The sequence below is a fragment of the Pseudomonas sp. Irchel 3A5 genome, from assembly GCF_900187575.1.
Classification (GTDB): Bacteria; Pseudomonadota; Gammaproteobacteria; order Pseudomonadales; family Pseudomonadaceae; genus Aquipseudomonas; species Aquipseudomonas folii.
In genome coordinates this window covers 21614-39839 of the sequence record NZ_FYDU01000010.1, presented here as the reverse complement: position 1 = coordinate 39839, position 18226 = coordinate 21614, and the positions used below count along the sequence as shown (strand labels likewise).

Genomic DNA, 18226 nt, shown 5'->3' with positions numbered 1-18226 from the left:
GCAAGCCTGCTCCGATGACTGCCCACTTTGCGGCGCAAATCGCGGCGGGGATCGTTTACGTGGCAATCGATGAAAACGCCAGGTTTGAAGGTTTCGTGGTGTTTTATGCCGAGCAACAGCATGTGCTGCTGGAAAATGTGGCGGTGATGCCCAGCGCGACAGGACGCGGGGTAGGCAAATCACTGATCCGCTTTTGTGAAGAAACCAGTCGACAGCTCGGAATGAATGCCGTGCATCTTTATACCAACGAGAAGATGACGGACAACCTCCTGATTTACCCCAGGCTTGGGTATATCGAGGTGGGGCGGCGCACCGAGCATGGTTTCAAACGCGTCTATTTCGAAAAAAGTCTGGTCTGATGAAGTTCAGAGGTGTGTTCCGTCTGGCTAATGGAGTTGCTCGGAAAACAACTTCCCGGGAAGAAAACGTGAAGCCCGGGGACGTCTATCGCGATGTTATCAGCCTGAACGCCGGACAAATCCATTCTATGGGTTAACCGCGACAGCCGAGAAAACTGTCGCGGTCTGTTTGCATGTTTAGCGGCTAGCGTCTGCCAAGCCAATCTCAATGAAGCGGACGGAACTCTCCATCGCTTGCTGACCTTCCGGCAACAGGGTGGCGTAGAAGTGCCAGGCATGGAACATCGCTGGCCATACTTCCAGATTGACGCGAACGCGGTTATCAGCAAGGTGAGTTGCGAGACGCATCGCATCACTCAACATCAACTCGTTTTCTCCGATTTGTACCAAAATTGGCGGAAGACCTGTGACGTCCGCGAATACAGGAGAGGCCAGAGGATGATTGGCCAATGTGTCGCCCAGGAAGGCTCTGGCAAGGATATCCAGCACAGGCTTGGAGTTCAGAGGATCCAGCCCCTCACGATTGCTCATAGAGGCGCCGGTATGTTCAAGGTTTGCCCACGGAGAAATGGAGGAGCCAACCGCAGGTAATGGAAGTCCTTTGGATTTCGCCGCCACCATCACGCTGACAACCATCGCACCGCCAGCTGACTCACCAGAAAATGCAATTTTGTTAGCCGGGATTTTCTGCTCCAGCAACCACTCGTAGGCGCGCAATGTGTCACCGATGGATGCGGGAAATTTATGCTCTGGTGCGAGGCGATAGTCCGGCATATAAACACGAGCACCAAGCATTTTTGCGTAGTTGCCGCCGATCCCGTGATAGCCGTCTGGACGCCCGACAATGTAAGCCCCGCCGTGGATGTACATCAATACCGCATCGGTTTTGACTTCGTCTGGAGTAACCAGTGTGCCAGGCACACCACCCATGTCGACTGATTCAAATTTGACGCCAGCAGGCGCAGGATTTTGCGCGAGCATCTTTGCGTAGGAGTCGCGGATGTCGCTCATTTTTGTAGTGGTGTCGATTCCCTTCAGAACGGGTACTAGATCGCTAAGGCTGTCGGCCCAGGTTTGGACGGCTGCTTGTACTTCAGTTTTCATAAGACCTCAATTGATGGTTGGGCAGTGGATTAGCTAATTGAGATACTATGCTTGGCATTGGAGAATAGGGTTCCCCATAGTAGGTGCCAAATAGCCCGAACCTTGAGACTGCAGAGGCTCCATGGAACTTCATAACCTGAACGATATCGCCGCCTTTGTAAGTTCGGTAAACGCCGGAAGCTTCACTGGAGCGGCAAAGCACCTCGGTCTCACGCGCTCGGCGGTGGGGAAGTCGATAGTCAGACTCGAGACTCGTTTACAGGTACGTTTGCTCAATCGCACCACGCGTAGTTTGAGCATGACGGATGACGGTCAGGTTCTTTATGAGCGCTGTGTGGGGGTTCTTCAGGATCTGGACGACGTAGAAGATGCCCTTGCTTTTCGTCGTTCGACACCCAGTGGACGACTGCGGATTAGCCTGCCAGTTGCACTGGGCAGGCTCCATGTCCTCCAGCACGTGGAGCGTTGCCTGAAGGATTGGCCATCATTGAGCGTGGATATCGCTTTTTCCGACAGGCTGGTGGACCTGATTGATGAGGGTTTTGATTTGGCCATTCGCATCGGGCCTCCCAAGGAAGATTCTAGGTTGCTGACGCGCACAGTGGCCTATCAACAAATGATTACCTGCGCTTCACCCAAGTATCTTGCTCAGCATGCCCCACCTGAAACGCCTGAAGATTTATCCGAGCACCAGTGCCTGCATTTCGTGAGCGGGGGGCGATTGCTTCCATGGAATTTCCGAGTGAGTGGCAGCTCTATGCCCGTTTTTCATGGTGGGAGGCTACAGATGGACAGTGCTGAGTCGTTGCATCAGTCAGCTGTCGCTGGCCTCGGTGTCACTACTCTGCCTTCCTACGTGGTTAACGAAGATTTGAGAAACGGCAAGCTCGTTCAATTGCTCGCAGCCTATGCGGAGGCCGCAGAGCCTATTCGGGTTATTTACCCTAGCAAGCGGCATCTTTCCCCAAAAATCCGACTCTTCATCGATAGGCTTGTGGAGGCTTGGTCGCCTCGTCCGCCATGGGGGGCATGATTCGGTTGAGTACACTGAAATTGACTTGAAACGTTGGCATTCCCCATCGCTCAGTGGAAACCTGATCGGCACCGATGTCAGCAAATCAAATCCGTCCACAATCTCGACATTCATGCTCCAGCGCGTTTTTTGCACACTCTTCGCCGATGGAGGTAGCTCTGATGGAACATGATGCTACGGACACTCCCTTTCTTGTCGTTCATGTCATCAAACAGAGCCAGCCACCGGTTTGCCGAACAGCCTCAATCGACTAACGCCGCCATCCGGAAAGACGTTCAATCGTACGTGGGTGATCGCTCCCAGGCTGGCCAGTTCTGCCTCATAGAAATGCTCTCGATCCATCTCCATTTTTTGCTCCGGCAAAAGCTCGCGCCAGAAGAGGCTTTGCGTTTCGATCTGGCCGTCAGTGCCACCTTTTACGCAGGCGGCCTGGATCGACAAACGATCCGGATAATTGCCTTTGTAGTGCAGCGTATCGACCACGATGCGTTCAACGACTCCGGGGACACCTAACGCAACGATCACCCAGTCATTACCCGGTGTGCGACGTCTGGCAGTTTCCCAGCCTTCGGCCATGACGGCGGCGCGACCGGGATTGATGATATTGCCCATCTGGCCGTAATGCTCGTCCGAGCAGGCGATGGCGCGACCGCCGTTGAGGGCGGCGCACAAGTCCACGTTCTCGTCCGGATCGATGTTTGACCAGTCCTTGTGCGGGATACCGTAGACCCGCAACCGCGCCACGCCGCCATCTGGAAAGATGTTCAGGCGCAAGTGGCTGTAGGGTTGATCGTCGTTGATGGCGTGATAGTGATGACTGTCACCGCTCAGCTCCACTGCACCGAGCACTTCGGTCCAGACGGTATTTTCGTCGGGATCGGCGCCTTCCAGAAAGCAGGCTTCGATGGATGCCGAGGGTGGGAAGTTGCCGGTGAAGAACGAGGTGTCGATGTCCACGCCCTTGAGCGTGCCTGCCACACCGAGGCGGATCACCGCGTGGTCATAGCCTTCGTGGCGCTTGCGGCGGGATTCCCAGCCGTCCATCCATTTGCCGTTGTCGTCGAATACATCGGCCTTGAATACCGCGGGCGTGTGCTGAAACAGACGATTGACGTCGGCGAACCAGTCATCGGTAACGGACAAGGCGACTGCGCCCAGGCGTGCGTCTGCCAGGTTCAGGTATTTTTCGAATGCGTGTTGGGGAATCTTCATGACGCTACCTCTGAAATGTGGCGCAAAGCGCTGTTCACTGTTGCGCTGACTTCACGTGGTCCGGCACCCAGGGGCCTTTCACCTGAATGGCTGGAAATGCCTGGTCAATAATCTGCAAATCAGCATCCTTGGGTGTGTTGTCGCCCTGGCCCTGAATGTTCACGATGTCCTGCGGGCATGCGGAAAACGCGACAAAGCAATCCATCTCCGCGCGCAACGTGATGTAGTCACCCGGGTTGGTAACTGTGGGCAATGTGGCCAGGGTGATGTTGTCTGGCTGAACGCGGATGTTCATGAAAATGTTGAACGAAGCCAGGTTCCGTCGCGGCGGCGTCACGCCCAGTTCCAGCATTCCTTCGAACAGGTTATCGCTGCAGTTGCGATGGTAGTGGGTGCAGCCGAGCAGTTCATAACGACGACGGTCACAGGCTGCCATGAAGGTGTCATGCACGCCCGGCGATGTGTCTTCAACCAGCGTCAGGATCGGGTGGCGCGCACTGGTGACGAAGCTGTCACCCACCACAGGATTCAGGTGCTGAGTCCATACGCGGGTCGCTTCCATGCACATGAACTCTTCAAGGTCATAGGCATTCCAGGCCCAGCAGTCCACCACTTGGGTGCCGTGAGTATTGATCACACGCACCGATTGCCCGGCTTTCAGGCGTACAGCTTTACCGTGGCCAGCGGGAATGGTCAGGGAGGAAGTCGGCATTACAGGCATGGGAAACTCCAGTTCAGATTCAGGTTCGGGCCAGACGATGGCGATTGAGACGGCGCTCAAAAGCGCCCGCAGCGGTATCGAGCAACAGGGTGATCAGCCAGTAGGCGAGAGCGACGACAAGGTAAATTTCCAGTGGGGCATAGCTGGTGGAGATGGCTTGCTTGGCCGCGTACATGAACTCTTCCACGCCCACTACCGAGAGCAGCGCGGTGTCCTTGATCAGGCCTATCAACAAACCTACCGAGGGCGGTAGCGCCACGGGCAGTGCCTGCTTGAGCAGCACATGACGCAGGGTTTCCCAAGGACGCAGGCCCAGCGCGGCGCTGGCTTCATACTGGCCCCGGGCAATGCCACCAAATGCGGAACGCAATACTTCACCCATGTACGGCCCGTAATACAGGGTCAACGCGGTAACCCCCACTACCGGTGAACTGAGGGTGATGCCATATTCCGGCAAGATGAAAAACAGCAGATAGATGAGCACCAGCATCGGCAAGCCCAGCACGAAGTCGATGTAGGCGCGCACTATTGCGTGCAACCACGGCTGACCTCGTTGAAGAGCCCACGCCAGCAGCGCACCAAGGGTGAGGGCGGTGCACGCCGAGATCAGGCTGAGGCGCAAGGTCACCAGCAGGCCTGCTGCCAGATCAGGTGCGTTATCGAGAATCGCGGACCAATCCATCATTGCCTCCTGGAGCGGTTGAAGCGACTTTCCAGGCGTCGCGCGAGCTTGAGTGTTGGCCAGCAAATCAGCAGGTAACCGGCGACGACGATCGCCAGCACCGGGGTGGCTTCGTAGGTGCGAGCGATCACCAGTTGCCCGGCGTAGGTCAGTTCGGTCACTGCCACCACCGACGCCAATGGCGTGGTCTTGACCACCAGGGTGAATTCATTGACCAACGCGGGCAGGCTGGCGCGCAAGGCTTGCGGTGCCGAGACATACCACCACGTTTCAAAGGCTGACAGCCCGAGCGCCGAAGACGCCTCGGTCTGGCCGCCGGGCAGGTTCCGGTAGTTGGCGCGCAGGATTTCCGCGACATACGCGGCACTGTTCAGGCCTATGGCGAGTACCGCAGCCAGCAAGGGTTTGCCACCCAACCCGATAAGGGGCAGAGAGAAGAACACTATGAACAACTGGACAATCGACGGGACCCCACGCATCAGGCTGACGTACAAATGCCCAAGGCCGCGCCACATTGGCGTCGATCGTCCGCGTAGCCACCAGATGACATGGCCCATGCCGAAGCTGGTAACGGCGGCAAGCACCGTCAGTTCAAGCGTGACCACCAGCCCGTTCGTAAGATCAGGCAGGGCATTGAGCAGTTGCGCGTATGAACTCATGGATTAAACCGGAAACTCACTGAGGTCTTCAGCCACTGACAATTCGACCGCGCCGGGTTGATCATTGCCCGCGATCCCCGTGCAGCAGGTGGACACCACGAACAGCGTGTCCAGCACCACGCGACAGGTCACCGAGTCACCGGCTTTGACCGTATTCGGTAACGGCTTCAGCGTTCCTCGCTGATCCAGCTGCACGCTCATGAACAGGTTGATCGGGTCCGGCAGTTTGGGTTGCTGACGGCTGAGACGTTGCAGCTCTGCCCTGAGCGATTCCACGCAGCCGGTCTGGTCTGGATAGCCGTTGGCTGCCAGGAAGGCGGTCGTGGAGGCCGGCATCAGCAGGTCATGTTTGCCGACGCTGTCCTTGCCCAACACCATGACCGGACGTCGACGATTATTGACCATGCGCATGCCCGCACCCAGCACGTACGAGTTGCTGAACACCCGGGTGTGATGCACCGACAAATGGACGCTGGGCTCCAGTTCGCTAAAGCCGAACAGGCTTGCCACGGCGCCGTCTTGCAGGGCTGTAACACGCAGCAACTGGCCGCGCTTGACGAGGATTGATCCGGCGCTGGCGGCGGGCACCCTGACGGACTGTGGTGGCAGTGGCGCTCGGGTTTCGATGGCGTCTTTCATGATCAGCATGGGAGGGGCCTCAGGCGTGCGACGGTTCGTCATCGGAAATGACGATGTCGATTGGAGTAACGAGCAGCCCGTTACCCGGAATGATGTCCTGCGGACAGGAGGACACCGCGCAGACCAGGTCTTTCAAAGCACGAAAGACGATTCTGTCTCCTGCCTTGCTGGTCGGATCGGTGACCTGCATCCGGCAGTCGGCGGTTACCGGGCCGTTCTGGAACAGGTTGAAAGGCTCGGGCACGTTTACCGGCAGCACTCCGTAATGGCTCAGTCCTTCGTGCATGTTGTCCAGGCAATTGCGATGGCCGTCGACCCCGAAGTCAACGCTGAAGCGCGTGCAGTCACAGGCTGGAACGTTGGCGTCGTGCACACCGACGGTGTCATGTAGTACCTGCAATAAAGGCTCATCGGCGTTTGAGTAGAGGCTGTCGCCGATGGCAAAAAACAGCGAGTTCAAACGTCGACGGGTGTGGGTGGGCGAAAGATATTGCTCGGGCTGACCGTTGACGATGGCGACGAAGTCGGCGGCTTGCTGGCCGTCACGGTCGATCACCGTGATGAATTGGCCGCTGCGGACTTCGAACGTGCGGCCGTGCCCGGCCGGTACATGGACTTGGGTGACAGGGGAAGACATGTGGGTTCTCATTTGGCAGGAATGAAGTCACTGGAAGGCAGGTCGAAGGTCACCCCGAGATACTGCTGTTGCAGCTTCTGCAATTCGCCGGAGTTCTTCATGGCGATGATCTGATCGCTGATGACTTTGTTCAGGCGAACGTCATCTTTGCGTGTGGCCCAGCTGATCCACTGGCTGTCGCCCAGTTCGCCGACCTGGCGCAGGTTTTGAGGATGCTGCTTGCGCAGGCTCCCCAGTACGGTGATGTCGTCGAGGATGAAGTCGGCCCGCTTGGTCATCAACGCTGACAGGGTCTGATCGACGCTGTCGACGCCGACGATCTTGATCGGTGCCAGCCCCTTGGCTTTGAGTTCGAGGTTGAATTGTTTGACCAGTTGTTCCGGCGCGGAGGTGGTTTTAACCGCTGCGCTCAAGCCTGAGAGGCTTTCGATTTTCAGGCTGGCGGGGTCCAGACGCTTGTCATCGGCACGGGTCATGACTGCGTTGACGCTTTTACCGAACGGCGCCACGAACAGCACTTTGCTCGCGCGCTCGGCGGTGACGTTCAGGGAGGAGCCTTCGGCGTCCACTGACCCTGAAATCAGCGCGGGGATAATGCCGCTGAAGGCCATCTTCTGGTATTCGACTTTTACGCCCAGGGTCTTCGCCACCTCAGCCATGATCGCCGGGGTGTAGCCGATGATCGAGCCGCTGTCATCGGTGTATTCATAGGGGGCGAAGGTTGGGTCGATCGCTACGGTCAGCGTGCCTCGAGATTTGATTTCATCGAGTGTATCCGCAGAAGCCACTGTCGCGTACAGCGTGGCGCCGAAGGTCATTGCAGCCAGAACAAACAGTATACCTGGGAACATTTTTTTCATGATGGCGCCCTTTGGTTCGGTATGAAGACCAAAGGGGTATCGCAGTTTCTGTGCCAGCGTTGCTTGCGGACTTGAAAGAAGATCAGCAAGCCTTAAGAAACATAGGTTTCAAGAATTAAAATCATGGAACCATTGTTTCTCGCTCGTATGGTCATGAGCTATGGCAGTAGGGTGGCCCGCCCCGCGCTGGTGCGCGGCCGTCCTGTTATGGTGCTGTATCGGTCGTATCGGGATCTATTCCAGCTCGCCCAGTTCCTGATGCAGAACCTCGGCGTTGGCCAGATGCGTCGATTTTTCGCTGGACAGCTCCCTGCCGACCAGCGAGCAGAGGAGGTTGGTGATGCCCGCAATGCTCGAGTTGCTGTCGAACATCAGGGTGCCCTCGGTGTGGCAGCGTATGACCCACTTCGCCAGCTTCGCAGGCTTACCGGCCAGGACATCTGAGATGTAGAGAATTTTTACGCCAAGCGCTTTCATCGCTGCCATGCCGCTCTCAAGCTGCGGCACGCGACGACGCAAGCCAATGCAGATGGCGACGTCGCGCTCGTCCAGCCCTGCGAGGTACTCGGCCAGAGAATCGCCGGGTGCAGGAAGCAACAGGATGTCGCTGCGTACCTGGATGAGGTTGCTGCGAAACATGACGGCGATGGTCTGACTGTGGCGATAACCGATCAGCACGACCCGACGGGCTTTGGCGATGGCCTGTGCGATCTGAAACAGATCAGCCTGAGCGAGGGACTCGTAGGTTTTGATCAGGTTGGTGACTTCCTGATTCAGGTGATGCTGAATCAGTGTCTGAGGGTCGTGGTCCTCTTCACCTAAATGCTGCAAATACAAGGGCGAGCCGCCGGTGCTGGCTTTGCGCGCATCTCGGCGAGCCTTCTCGTACGAGTCATAGCCCAACGAGCGGAAGAAGCGGGTGGTAGTGGCCTTGGAAACACCGGCACTGATCGCCAGTTCAGTCGCGGTCTGCATCGCCAGGTGGCCGGGCGAGGCGAGGATCACGTCGGACAGCTTCTGCTCAACCGCTGACATCTGTTCATACCGGCCACGAATACGGCTTTCCAGTGAGGCGGCTTGCTCGGCTGCTCTGGATATGACCTTGGAAGACATGGACGCTCTCACTGACAGACGAAAGCTGAAGTTTATAGAAAAGCAGGCGTGGGAGGTGATACCCGGGATGGTATGGGGCAAATGACAGTCAATTCTTGAGATCCGTACGCTGCGCGAATACCGGCCACCTGTACCTGTTAGCTACGTTTTCTGAAACAGGCCTGCAGGCGCTAAGTGTTTAGTGGAATTCAGCATTGTTTAACTTCATTCCTCGGCAACGATGCGCAAGCTATCCCAAAGCCCCATCACCTGAGTCACTGCGGCCTCCAATGTGGCGTCCGAAAGCCAGGCCTTCGTAGGCTAGTCGCTGCTGCTACCCATTAGAATCCATCGTTTACCGTCGGCAAGGATATCGAACGAAAACTCCCAGAATACCGGGTACGCCGGATGGCCTTTCGTGAGCCAAAACGAAGTGACGGCGTTGGCGTGGTCGAGGTTTACATTCTTTAATAGGGTTTCAAGAAGGTTCAGGATTTCTGCCTGCTTTGCAGGTAGATCTATCGGGCCATAACCTTCATCTCCCACGTGCAGCAATCGCTCTGTAATTTCGCCGCGGGCTTCGCTTGCCGTCACGCTGGCATGGTTACCAATGATTACTTCGTTACCAATGGAATGAGACAGTTGCTCCTCAAGCGTTCTGTTCAGCTCAAAAGGCCCGTATGCGTTGATCCAGACGGTATAGTTGAACCCCTCCAGGAGATGCTCAAGCCTGAGGATTTCGTCTGAGCGGGAATCGTGGACTATATACATAGTGGCTCCATCGAGCAGTAGGTCAGCACGCTTTGAGTCAAATTCACGCCGCAGTCTAAAGAGTCTGGATGGTAATAACCGGTTCGTCACACGATGCGATATTGACGATGTGGTCCAGACATACGATAGCCCAATGTTTAAACGGCCCGGGATAAACGTCGCTTGCGAAGGTCACTTTCGCTAAATAGTCCAGATAGGCTGATTTGCTATAGAGTCTGAACAGCCTCCCTGTTCTTTCATCTGTGGTGCAGTTACGGGAGTAGCTTTCATTTTCGACTGCGTATGATATGTAGCCTGGCCAATGTAACGTGAAGGCTCTACAGCCTGGACCGTGCCTTATCAGTATGGCCTTTTCCAAAAGCGAACTTAGATCCAGTTGTAATGCTTTGGCCTTCGCAATTTCCTCAGGGGACCTGCATTCTTGACCTTCACGAACGACCAACTGAAGACCTCCCTCATCTGGCTCAGTAAGGGAGGTAAGAAAGAGATACTTGCAGGATTCAATCGTCACAGTACCGAGCTCGAATAATGATTGGAGGCGTGTAAGGATCCATCGTATTTCAGTATGTTCCAGGATTCTACATCCCTTGTTTCCATCGGAAAGGTAAAGTAAACAGAAAAAGATTCAAGGGCTACGTTATCTCGCGCCCTCGCAGCCCTTGTCGCGTTCGCCGGGCTGGTCCCCAAGCATGAAACCTAAGGAGTATCGAGTCTCGCGTGTAGCCGAGTAGCTAAGGTCGATCCTGAGCCCGTTCTTGCAAAAAAATCTTCCTTCTTTGCCATATAGGTTCGTTAGCCAGCCTGCTGACTCCAGTTGGTGCGTAAAAAATGATGAGACCCATTCTTTGGATTGAACACTTGTATAGTCGTAGCGGCTGAACGCCCGGTAAGTTTGATAGCTGCTACTCTGATCCCCTAACCGGTCACCCGCGGGTGGGGTGATGTTGGCGAGTTCGGCTCGTGCACGTTGATACTCTTTGATAGGAACAACTTCTGCCTGAAATGTTTTGTAGATGGAGAAAACGAATCCCGGCAGGAATAGCGCTAACGCAAGATATCTATAATTCCAATGACGCATAAACAACATCCTTCTTGGCTGCGGCGCTTCAATCTGTTCACCATCATTCCAGCGCAACAATACGCAAGCCATCCCACAGCCCCATCACCTGACTCACTGCGGCATCCAGCGTGGCATGTGGAACGCCGTCGCGCGCCAGCGTCGACAGGCCCAGCATGAAGCTGTCGAACACGGCTGCAAGAGTCTCCGGCATCACCGTCGCAGGCAATTCGCCTGTGCTAATGGCGCGTTCGATACAGGCGACTATACCTGCACGATTCAGGTTTCTCGCCCGTGCGAGTGGCTCGGAGATAGCCTTGCTCTCGTCCGTGCAAGCGCTCATCAGGCCTAACGACACCAGACATCCCTTGGGATGATCGGCCTCGCACTGCATTTTCGCCGAGCGGCGAAGGGTGAGTTCAATGGCTTCCCTGGGCGGCAGGGTCGCATCGAAAAGGCTGTCGGTAACCCTGCCGTGGGTGGCGAGATAGCGTTCCATTACCTCAGTGAACAGTGCCTGTTTCGAGCCAAAGGCGGCGTAGAAGCTGGGTGCGGTAATGCCTCCGCCGATGTGAGCCTTTAGCTGACTGAGAGATGTCGCATCGTAGCCATGCTCCCAAAATACATGCAGTGCTTGAGTGATTGCCACGTCACGGTCAAACGTGCGCGGACGTCCCATCTGTGCCATGTCCACAGTCCTCCAAGCGTAAGTGATCAAAGTCACTTAAATACTAATCGATACATAAGTCGTTGACCACCTCGTTGCTTCTCCCTATATTTATACCGATCAGTATATTAGTCGGGAGACTCGAATGGCTACAGACGAGAGACAGGCCGAAAGGCTTCCGCTTGGGGCGTTGCTCGCATTGGCGATGACGGGGTTCATATGCATCGTGACTGAGACGTTACCTGCAGGTCTGCTGCCCGAGATCGGCAGTGGCCTGGGAGTATCGGCATCGTTTGCCGGACAGATGGTGACGGTTTACGCGTTGGGCTCACTGCTGGCAGCCATACCGCTGACCATTGCCACACAAAGCTGGCGTCGCAGAACAGTTTTGCTGCTTACAATTGTCGGCTTTCTGATTTTCAACTCCATCACTGCGTTGTCTTCAAATTACTGGCTGACATTAGTCGCGAGATTTTTCGCAGGCGTTTCGGCGGGTCTGGCCTGGAGCCTGATCGCAGGCTATGCGAGACGGATGGTTGTGCCTCAATTGCAGGGCCGCGCGCTGGCAGTTGCCATGGTGGGAACGCCCATCGCGTTGTCGCTCGGCGTGCCTTTGGGTACCTGGCTGGGTAGCTTCATGGGCTGGCGCATGGCATTTGGTTTGATGTCCGCGATGACCCTGGTGCTGATCGTCTGGGTGCTGCTCAAAGTGCCGGACTATCCCGGCCAGTCTTCGTCACAGCGCATGGCGCTCCGTCAGGTGTTCTTTACGCCGGGTGTGCGCTCTGTATTGGGCGTCGTGTTCACCTGGATGCTGGCTCATAACATCCTTTATACCTACGTCGCGCCCTTTGTCGCCGAGGCCGGGCTCGCAAGTGACGTGGATCTGGTGTTGCTCACCTTTGGTGTCGCCGCGCTGGCGGGCATTTGGGTCACGGGACGGTTGGTTGATCGTCATCTGCGAAAGACTGTGCTGGCCAGTCTGGCAACTTTCGCAGCGGTTTCGGTGTTCCTCGGTTTGTTTTCAAGCACTGCCTCGGCTATTTACGTCGGCGTATTTATCTGGGGCCTGACCTTTGGTGGCGCGGCTACGCTTTTACAAACTGCGCTTGCGGACTCGGCAGGTGAGGGCGCTGACGTCGCGCTTTCGATGAACGTCGTTGTCTGGAACAGCGCAATTGCGGGCGGTGGGCTACTGGGTGGCGTGCTGCTTGGGCAATGGGGCGTGAGTTCTTTCCCTTGGGTTCTATTGGTACTTTTGCTGCTAAGTCTGGCGATTGCATCCCGAGCGCGAGCCCATGGCTTTGCACAGGGCGACAGGCAGTCCGGTGAAGTGATCGCCGGTGACTGATAGGCCGGAGGTATTCAGGGGGCTGACTGCAGCTTTAACTTCCATGAGCGGCGGCAGGCTTTGAGCGTGGGGCTAGCGATTCTGGCGCATCGGCATTTTGTCGATCGTCGCGAAAATCACACTGATGTCCAGCGGCGCATACTGGTCCACCTTTGTGCCGCCGTCCTTGCCCACCAAGAGCAAACGGGTCGGGCCATCTGGCTTTACACCCAGAGTACTCAGTAGCGCCGAGGTAGCTTTTGGGTCCATGGCCTGATCATTGCGCTTGCCGACGCCATTGACCACGGAATACAGCACCATTTCGCGTTCGACAAAGGCCTCGCGGTTGGCGGGCTTCATCAGGTCCTGCTGAAATTCAAGCCAGGTTGCGTCGCTCGCGTCGGGGGCAACTACGATCAATGGCCGTGACTGCCAGCGCTCGCTGTCCAAGGGATTGGAGGCGGTGTCGGCCATCACTTGACTGCCTGCCATGCCAAGCAGTAACGCCAGTGGAGTCATGAGGTTTTTCATTGGCATCTCCTGAACAGGATGGGTGAAGTCTTGGACCCTGACACTGTCGGTTTGCTCGCGATGACTGACCAAAGGCAGGCCGGTTCTACACGCCTGCACGTCTAAAAATCCGGAACCCGGTTAGTAAACCGGCGTGCCAGGTCAAGACTGCGCTCGAATAAGTCGAGTTAGCTCAAATCATGTAAGTCTCGCCCCAAGGGAGGCGTCAAAGACCATTCAGAAAATCTTACCTTCAAACCTTGGCGCTGCGGTGTGCAGCAAATAGGACCAACCTGATAACTTTCGGCGTCTGGAAATGGGGCAAGTCTGAGCAATGGCCAGCTCACTCCGTCTGTTGAATACTGCAAGCGCAGCACACCCTCGGAAACGGTCACACGAAGCCAGAAGTCGCCGGGATCTCCCGTAAAGCAACCAGGCGCCCAGTCTGATCTGCCTTCGGTGAGCACGCTGCTGATCATTGGATTTCCATCGTTGAACTCAATTCCCGCCTTGACCCATGTCTGCTCATCAAGCCTGACCATAATCCCGGCTTGATCATAAAGCTCACGGAAATCGGCCGTGACCCTGACTTGAGCAGTGAAGCCACCCGTGGTTTTAAACCCTAGAAAATGCCCACTGTCTCGTATGAATCCGTAGTGAGTTACACGCCAGAAATCGGTCTGAAATTCAGTGACCACTTCCAATGAGTCGTCTGAATAGGCGAGGCAATGGCTTGGTTCATTTAGCCAGTGGGCAGTTCGCCAAATTGACTCTTCAAAGCGTTGACCAGCCGCTGCAATCGGTTTTTTATCTGGCAAGATACCCTCCATGATTTGATCGCTGAGTGTGGCGGATGAGTTACGGGAAAGCCGTATCGGGCCTGGAACGCAGTCACGCGCATCGAACGCCCCTGTCACTGAATCAGGGCGACAGCGCTACCGGCGGTACGCCCATCTTACATAGCCATGTATGCCAACTTAAAGTCGCTGCAATGATTCAACCGGCCACCTGAATCAGCCATTACTTATTAACTCTCCCGCCTGGTCAAACTTCATCCGGGCCGCTTCAACCTCGGGTAGTTTATCGAGCGTCCATTTATGCAATTCGCGAAATGGCTGCTGCAGTGTCTGACCCAGATGGGTGATCTCATACTGGACTGCTACGGGGGAGAAAGAGATGACCTGGCGCGACACAAGGCCGTTTCTCTCCAGGCGCCGCAGGGACTGCGTGAGTGCCTTCTGAGTGACCCCCTCCAGACGGCGCCTGATGGCGTTAAACCGATGCGGCCCATCATCAAGAACGGTCAGAATCATCATCGACCATTTGTCTGCGATTTGATCGAATAACGCCCGGCTTGGGCAGTCAGACGAAAAACATTGCGGCTTTAATTCCAGCATCGAAGTTTCCTCGTGTATATCTAGGCTACTCTAAGTGCCTAATTGACATCTGGTTTACAAAATATACTTATATGGCTTCCGAAAGCAAATGGAGTCCATACAATGTCAAACCCTGATACCAGCATCCTGTTTCGTCCTCTTTCCATCCGGTCGCTTGAGCTGAAAAACCGGATTGTCATGGCACCGATGACCAGGCAGTTTTCGCCTGAAGGCATTCCCGGCGAAGGGAGCGCGGCTTACTACCGTCGGCGGGCCGAGGGGCAAGTCGGATTGATCTTGTCAGAAGGAACAGTCGTCGATCGTCCCGCTTCACGTAACGGGCCCGGCATTCCTTTTTTCCATGGTGAGCCAGCGTTGGCCGGATGGAAGAATGTGATCGATTCCGTTCACAATGCTGGAGGCCGCATGGGGCCGCAACTCTGGCACACCGGTGCCGTGCGTGATGTCAGTGGCTGGGAACCTGATGCGCCAGTGGAAAGCCCATCTGGCCTCGATTCGCCAAACCAGCCACGCGGTGTGGCTATGCGCGAAGAGGATATTGCAGACGCAATAGCTGCCTTTGCCAAGGCGGCGGCGGATGCCAAGCGACTAGGTTTCGATACCGTTGAAATCCACGGGGCCCATGGCTATCTGATCGATCAGTTTTTCTGGGCGGGCACCAATCAGCGCACCGATCGCTACGGCGGGCCGACCATCAAAGAGCGCTCTCGTTTTGCCGCAGAGATCGTCTCTGCTGTTCGTCATGCGGTCGGGCCCGAATTCCCGATCATCATGCGCGTCAGTCAATGGAAGCAGCAGGACTTTGGGGTGCGCCTCGCCGAGACACCTGCGCTGATGGAAGACTGGCTGCTGCCGTTGGTCGAGGCGGGTGTCGATGTTCTGCATTGCTCACAGCGACGCTTCTGGGACCCTGAATTTCCCGAAATTGACGGTGAGAACGGGCTGAATTGCGCAGGGTGGGCGAAGAAAGTGACTGGGGCGACAACTATCAGCGTCGGTTCGGTCGGTCTGGATAATGATGTTACTCACGCATTCGCTGGCGAGGGATCCGCGCCTGCCAGTCTGGAGCGCCTTATCGAGCGCATGGAGCGTGAGGAGTTTGATCTGATCGCTGTAGGGCGTGTGCTGTTGAGCGACAAGGATTGGGTCGCCAAGGTCGCAAAAGGCGATTACGGGGATTTGAAGGGCTTCAATCCCGCATCTTTAGCCGAATTGGTTTGAGACTTGAATCGGAACTGGGTGTGCGTCTGAAAGCAGGCGCATTACCTTGAGGTGTTGGTGGGGGCGTTTGCAAAGTCGCAATGTGCCCCCCCCATTTTTGTCATCAGTACATGAATCGGCGTTTATTGAATCGATGAATGCTGTAATTGTTCTCAAGCGCGCTGATGCTTATCGTCATGAGTAAACGAAATTGATCAGCAGATCCGCAGCGAGTAATGCCACCGCCAACATGAATAAGACTCGCAGGCTCATGGGAGTTGTCTCTACAGTGACGCGTTAAGCTCGTCGATCAGCGTTTCTCGGTACTTCAATGCTGTTACCGACATCTCGCCGAGCTTGCTCGCAACAGCGCTCAGTAAACCCTGTGCGAGTAACATGAAGGCGCACATGCTGTTGCTGAAAAAAAGACTGTGATTGGGGACGTAAAAGCTGTGTAACGCTACCTTGGCCAGCGGCGAACTGGCCGAGTCGGTCAATGCAATGACCTTGATCCCGTGGCGGGCTGCAACCTCGGCAGTGGCGAGGACGCTGGGCGTGTAGGGGAAACAGCTGGAAACGACCAGCACATCACCCTCATCCAGTTGCGCAAGGGCATCCGCCACGCCTTGGCGACTGGAGTCGAGAACCGCTACATCCGGGCGCAACATGCCAAGTCCATAAGACATGAACAGTGCCAATGAATTGAACTGTCGCATGCCGTGGATTCTGACTCGCCGAGCACCGGCCAACAGTTCGACCGTCTGCACAAACACGTCGGGGTCGACCTGTTCAATCATGCTGGCGATGTTGGCACTTTCCTGACGACCCAGTCGAGTCAGCTGATGGAGGATGTCCTTGTCTTCATTATTGATGACCAGCCGCGAAGCCTGATCGCTGTAGAAATGCTTACCTTCGGTAATCTCCCGACGAAACACATCCTGTAATTTGCTGAAGCCCCCATAGCCGAGGCGCTGAGCCAGCCGCGACAGTGTCGAGGCGTTGACGTCCAGTTGCGCCGCCAGCTCGCTGATGGAGGAAACCGCAGTGCGTTGCGGTGATTCGATCAGCGCCATCAGCACACGCCTGGAACTGCTGCCCAGCGCAATATCGACCTCGCGCCGTTCTATGGCCGCGAGCAATTGCTTGAGGCCGTCCAGCGTATCGGGGAGGGCTGTCGGGGCGTTATTCATCAAGGGTATCCATTATTTAGTGAGCGCCTGCGCTTTGTCCTCAACGACCCGAGCAGGCGTCAATCAATGCGCGGTAAACCACGCCTTCGGCGTTTGGCTGGTCCGTGTTCGGTTGCGTATAAATACGCCACTCTACAGTGTCGGCACTGATCAGAAAAATGCCGGTTGCCAGGGTATTTTCATCATCGGGATCATTCGGCGCGCAGCGGTAAACAGGCAGCGCTCCTCCAGAGATGTCGCGCAGAATGTCCAGCGAAACATTAGCATCAAGGTCACCGGATATCTGTTGCAGTTGCAGATCGACACACCGCTGTCTGGCGCCTGAACTGGCTGTAACACGCTGTTCCACGCGGCTTAGCGACAACGACACCAGATGGTTCGAGTGCCCGGCCGGCCACTGCACTTCACTGACATTACTGCCTTCGGCGCTGGCCTCGACACTGACTAACCGGGCGCTGCCCACTTGGCCAAAAGTGTGGTGAAAAGCCCCAGCGCGATCAGTACGGGTTACTACGCTGATCGCCTCATCAATACAGGCGGCATCCAAAGTAGCGCGCGCCAGAATCTGCCTGGGCACACCCGCCGGAATATGCGCCGGACGGATGTTGTTGACAGTCGCCACCAGCCCACGCTCATTGACTGCCAGTGTATGGCCGGGCAAAGACCCGGGGTAGATAAAACTGGTGAAAGCCAGGCCTTCCTCTGGTGTCGCGTGCAGAAGTGCGCAATGACCGCGCAGTTGGGGCAGGCCATCTTCGTTGTGAGCGATCAGTGTGCCGCCACGTGTAGGGCCAAAGACAGTCGTGCAGCCGTCCACACTCTGTTGATGAACGTAATCACCCCGGCAGTTCCACATGAATACCTCATCAAGGGGCAGTTGCAACCCGTCGGCCAACCCCTCGATCTCCTGCCAGTAACGCGGGAACCCGGTTTGTACCTGTTGGCGCATTTGCTGCGCCTTCAGGGTATTTGCCTGCGAAGCAAGGTATTGCCAGAGCGCGAGAGGTCGCAAATGCTCAAGCACTGCATCACGGCCGAATACTCCCAGTCCGTGGCCAATCGCGTAGGCGCTTCCATCAAGATGAATAGAGGGCAGGGTCATGACT

At 56.1% G+C, this 18226-nt stretch carries 21 protein-coding genes; 4 read left to right on the top strand and 17 right to left on the bottom strand.

What is annotated here, in order from left to right; genetic code table 11:
- The first annotated feature begins 14 nt into the window (after positions 1-14).
- Positions 15-359: a GNAT family N-acetyltransferase gene (locus CKW31_RS17550; RefSeq protein ID WP_371856767.1), complete on the top strand. Its 345-nt coding sequence runs from the start codon at positions 15-17 to the stop codon at positions 357-359.
- Positions 360-536: 177 nt separating this feature from the next.
- On the opposite strand, the gene CKW31_RS17545 is transcribed toward CKW31_RS17550, so the two are convergent.
- A complete protein-coding gene (locus CKW31_RS17545; RefSeq protein ID WP_176469908.1) occupies positions 537-1463 on the bottom strand; it encodes an alpha/beta hydrolase in 927 nt (308 codons plus the stop codon).
- A 121-nt stretch (positions 1464-1584) separates the two neighbouring features.
- Between CKW31_RS17545 and CKW31_RS17540 the strand changes: the two genes are divergently transcribed.
- The gene (locus CKW31_RS17540; protein WP_095097703.1) at positions 1585-2496 is read left to right on the top strand and encodes a LysR family transcriptional regulator; all 912 of its coding nucleotides are present in this window, start codon (positions 1585-1587) and stop codon (positions 2494-2496) included.
- 207 nt (positions 2497-2703) lie between these two features.
- On the opposite strand, the gene alc is transcribed toward CKW31_RS17540, so the two are convergent.
- The 11 genes from alc to CKW31_RS17485 form a co-directional block, all read right to left on the bottom strand.
- Positions 2704-3708, bottom strand: coding sequence for an allantoicase (gene alc, locus CKW31_RS17535; RefSeq protein WP_095097700.1), 1005 nt, complete (start codon positions 3706-3708; stop codon positions 2704-2706).
- Between the two features lie 34 nt (positions 3709-3742).
- Positions 3743-4429 (bottom strand): DUF1989 domain-containing protein, encoded by a 687-nt coding sequence (locus CKW31_RS17530; protein ID WP_095097698.1) that lies wholly within the window; start codon positions 4427-4429, stop codon positions 3743-3745.
- Between the two features lie 19 nt (positions 4430-4448).
- A complete protein-coding gene (locus tag CKW31_RS17525; protein WP_095097695.1) occupies positions 4449-5111 on the bottom strand; it encodes an amino acid ABC transporter permease in 663 nt (220 codons plus the stop codon).
- The gene (locus CKW31_RS17520; RefSeq protein ID WP_095097692.1) at positions 5111-5770 is read right to left on the bottom strand and encodes an amino acid ABC transporter permease; all 660 of its coding nucleotides are present in this window, start codon (positions 5768-5770) and stop codon (positions 5111-5113) included. The genes CKW31_RS17525 and CKW31_RS17520 overlap by 1 nt, the downstream gene beginning before the upstream one ends.
- A 3-nt stretch (positions 5771-5773) precedes the next feature.
- Entirely contained in the window at positions 5774-6418 is a 645-nt protein-coding gene (locus CKW31_RS17515; protein ID WP_095097689.1) for an urea carboxylase-associated family protein, read from the bottom strand.
- Positions 6419-6428: 10 nt separating this feature from the next.
- Positions 6429-7046, bottom strand: a complete 618-nt coding sequence (locus CKW31_RS17510; protein ID WP_095097686.1) for a DUF1989 domain-containing protein — start codon at positions 7044-7046, stop codon at positions 6429-6431.
- Between the two features lie 8 nt (positions 7047-7054).
- Complete coding sequence (locus tag CKW31_RS17505; protein WP_095097683.1) at positions 7055-7906, bottom strand: transporter substrate-binding domain-containing protein; 852 nt, start codon at positions 7904-7906, stop codon at positions 7055-7057.
- A 234-nt stretch (positions 7907-8140) separates the two neighbouring features.
- On the bottom strand, positions 8141-9019 hold the full coding sequence (locus CKW31_RS17500) for a MurR/RpiR family transcriptional regulator (protein ID WP_095097680.1): 879 nt from the start codon (positions 9017-9019) through the stop codon (positions 8141-8143).
- A 300-nt stretch (positions 9020-9319) separates the two neighbouring features.
- Positions 9320-9769, bottom strand: coding sequence for a hypothetical protein (locus CKW31_RS17495; protein WP_095097677.1), 450 nt, complete (start codon positions 9767-9769; stop codon positions 9320-9322).
- Between the two features lie 637 nt (positions 9770-10406).
- Positions 10407-10919: a hypothetical protein gene (locus tag CKW31_RS17490; protein WP_141230163.1), complete on the bottom strand. Its 513-nt coding sequence runs from the start codon at positions 10917-10919 to the stop codon at positions 10407-10409.
- Positions 10891-11514, bottom strand: a complete 624-nt coding sequence (locus tag CKW31_RS17485; RefSeq protein ID WP_095097657.1) for a TetR/AcrR family transcriptional regulator — start codon at positions 11512-11514, stop codon at positions 10891-10893. The genes CKW31_RS17490 and CKW31_RS17485 overlap by 29 nt, the downstream gene beginning before the upstream one ends.
- 124 nt (positions 11515-11638) lie before the next feature.
- Between CKW31_RS17485 and CKW31_RS17480 the strand changes: the two genes are divergently transcribed.
- Positions 11639-12844, top strand: a complete 1206-nt coding sequence (locus CKW31_RS17480; protein WP_176469907.1) for an MFS transporter — start codon at positions 11639-11641, stop codon at positions 12842-12844.
- A 72-nt stretch (positions 12845-12916) separates the two neighbouring features.
- Here the strand turns inward: CKW31_RS17480 and CKW31_RS17475 are convergent, their stop codons facing one another.
- The 3 genes from CKW31_RS17475 to CKW31_RS17465 form a co-directional block, all read right to left on the bottom strand.
- Entirely contained in the window at positions 12917-13354 is a 438-nt protein-coding gene (locus tag CKW31_RS17475) for a DUF4174 domain-containing protein (RefSeq protein ID WP_095097654.1), read from the bottom strand.
- Between the two features lie 167 nt (positions 13355-13521).
- Positions 13522-14100, bottom strand: coding sequence for a DUF1349 domain-containing protein (locus tag CKW31_RS17470; protein WP_371856772.1), 579 nt, complete (start codon positions 14098-14100; stop codon positions 13522-13524).
- Positions 14101-14346: 246 nt separating this feature from the next.
- Complete coding sequence (locus tag CKW31_RS17465; RefSeq protein WP_095097648.1) at positions 14347-14730, bottom strand: helix-turn-helix domain-containing protein; 384 nt, start codon at positions 14728-14730, stop codon at positions 14347-14349.
- A 102-nt stretch (positions 14731-14832) separates the two neighbouring features.
- On the opposite strand from CKW31_RS17465, the gene CKW31_RS17460 reads away from it, so the two are divergent.
- Positions 14833-15951: an NADH:flavin oxidoreductase gene (locus CKW31_RS17460; protein ID WP_095097644.1), complete on the top strand. Its 1119-nt coding sequence runs from the start codon at positions 14833-14835 to the stop codon at positions 15949-15951.
- A gap of 263 nt (positions 15952-16214) precedes the next feature.
- Here CKW31_RS17460 and CKW31_RS17455 read toward each other — a convergent pair whose 3' ends face one another.
- Together CKW31_RS17455 and CKW31_RS17450 are read right to left on the bottom strand one after the other, a co-directional pair.
- Positions 16215-17120, bottom strand: a complete 906-nt coding sequence (locus tag CKW31_RS17455; RefSeq protein WP_095097641.1) for a MurR/RpiR family transcriptional regulator — start codon at positions 17118-17120, stop codon at positions 16215-16217.
- Between the two features lie 40 nt (positions 17121-17160).
- Complete coding sequence (locus tag CKW31_RS17450) at positions 17161-18222, bottom strand: C45 family peptidase (RefSeq protein WP_095097638.1); 1062 nt, start codon at positions 18220-18222, stop codon at positions 17161-17163.
- Positions 18223-18226: the final 4 nt, after the last annotated feature.

Excerpts from the sequence above, each read along its gene's own strand:
- CKW31_RS17550 (WP_371856767.1), top strand. The coding sequence starts at position 15 with ATGACTGCCCACTTTGCGGCGCAAATCGCGGCGGGGATCGTTTACGTG.
- CKW31_RS17545 (WP_176469908.1), bottom strand. The coding sequence starts at position 1,463 with ATGAAAACTGAAGTACAAGCAGCCGTCCAAACCTGGGCCGACAGCCTT.
- CKW31_RS17540 (WP_095097703.1), top strand. The coding sequence starts at position 1,585 with ATGGAACTTCATAACCTGAACGATATCGCCGCCTTTGTAAGTTCGGTA.
- alc (WP_095097700.1), bottom strand. The coding sequence starts at position 3,708 with ATGAAGATTCCCCAACACGCATTCGAAAAATACCTGAACCTGGCAGAC.
- CKW31_RS17530 (WP_095097698.1), bottom strand. The coding sequence starts at position 4,429 with ATGCCTGTAATGCCGACTTCCTCCCTGACCATTCCCGCTGGCCACGGT.
- CKW31_RS17525 (WP_095097695.1), bottom strand. The coding sequence starts at position 5,111 with ATGGATTGGTCCGCGATTCTCGATAACGCACCTGATCTGGCAGCAGGC.
- CKW31_RS17520 (WP_095097692.1), bottom strand. The coding sequence starts at position 5,770 with ATGAGTTCATACGCGCAACTGCTCAATGCCCTGCCTGATCTTACGAAC.
- CKW31_RS17515 (WP_095097689.1), bottom strand. The coding sequence starts at position 6,418 with ATGCTGATCATGAAAGACGCCATCGAAACCCGAGCGCCACTGCCACCA.
- CKW31_RS17510 (WP_095097686.1), bottom strand. The coding sequence starts at position 7,046 with ATGTCTTCCCCTGTCACCCAAGTCCATGTACCGGCCGGGCACGGCCGC.
- CKW31_RS17505 (WP_095097683.1), bottom strand. The coding sequence starts at position 7,906 with ATGAAAAAAATGTTCCCAGGTATACTGTTTGTTCTGGCTGCAATGACC.
- CKW31_RS17500 (WP_095097680.1), bottom strand. The coding sequence starts at position 9,019 with ATGTCTTCCAAGGTCATATCCAGAGCAGCCGAGCAAGCCGCCTCACTG.
- CKW31_RS17495 (WP_095097677.1), bottom strand. The coding sequence starts at position 9,769 with ATGTATATAGTCCACGATTCCCGCTCAGACGAAATCCTCAGGCTTGAG.
- CKW31_RS17490 (WP_141230163.1), bottom strand. The coding sequence starts at position 10,919 with ATGGCTTGCGTATTGTTGCGCTGGAATGATGGTGAACAGATTGAAGCG.
- CKW31_RS17485 (WP_095097657.1), bottom strand. The coding sequence starts at position 11,514 with ATGGCACAGATGGGACGTCCGCGCACGTTTGACCGTGACGTGGCAATC.
- CKW31_RS17480 (WP_176469907.1), top strand. The coding sequence starts at position 11,639 with ATGGCTACAGACGAGAGACAGGCCGAAAGGCTTCCGCTTGGGGCGTTG.
- CKW31_RS17475 (WP_095097654.1), bottom strand. The coding sequence starts at position 13,354 with ATGAAAAACCTCATGACTCCACTGGCGTTACTGCTTGGCATGGCAGGC.
- CKW31_RS17465 (WP_095097648.1), bottom strand. The coding sequence starts at position 14,730 with ATGCTGGAATTAAAGCCGCAATGTTTTTCGTCTGACTGCCCAAGCCGG.
- CKW31_RS17460 (WP_095097644.1), top strand. The coding sequence starts at position 14,833 with ATGTCAAACCCTGATACCAGCATCCTGTTTCGTCCTCTTTCCATCCGG.
- CKW31_RS17455 (WP_095097641.1), bottom strand. The coding sequence starts at position 17,120 with ATGAATAACGCCCCGACAGCCCTCCCCGATACGCTGGACGGCCTCAAG.
- CKW31_RS17450 (WP_095097638.1), bottom strand. The coding sequence starts at position 18,222 with ATGACCCTGCCCTCTATTCATCTTGATGGAAGCGCCTACGCGATTGGC.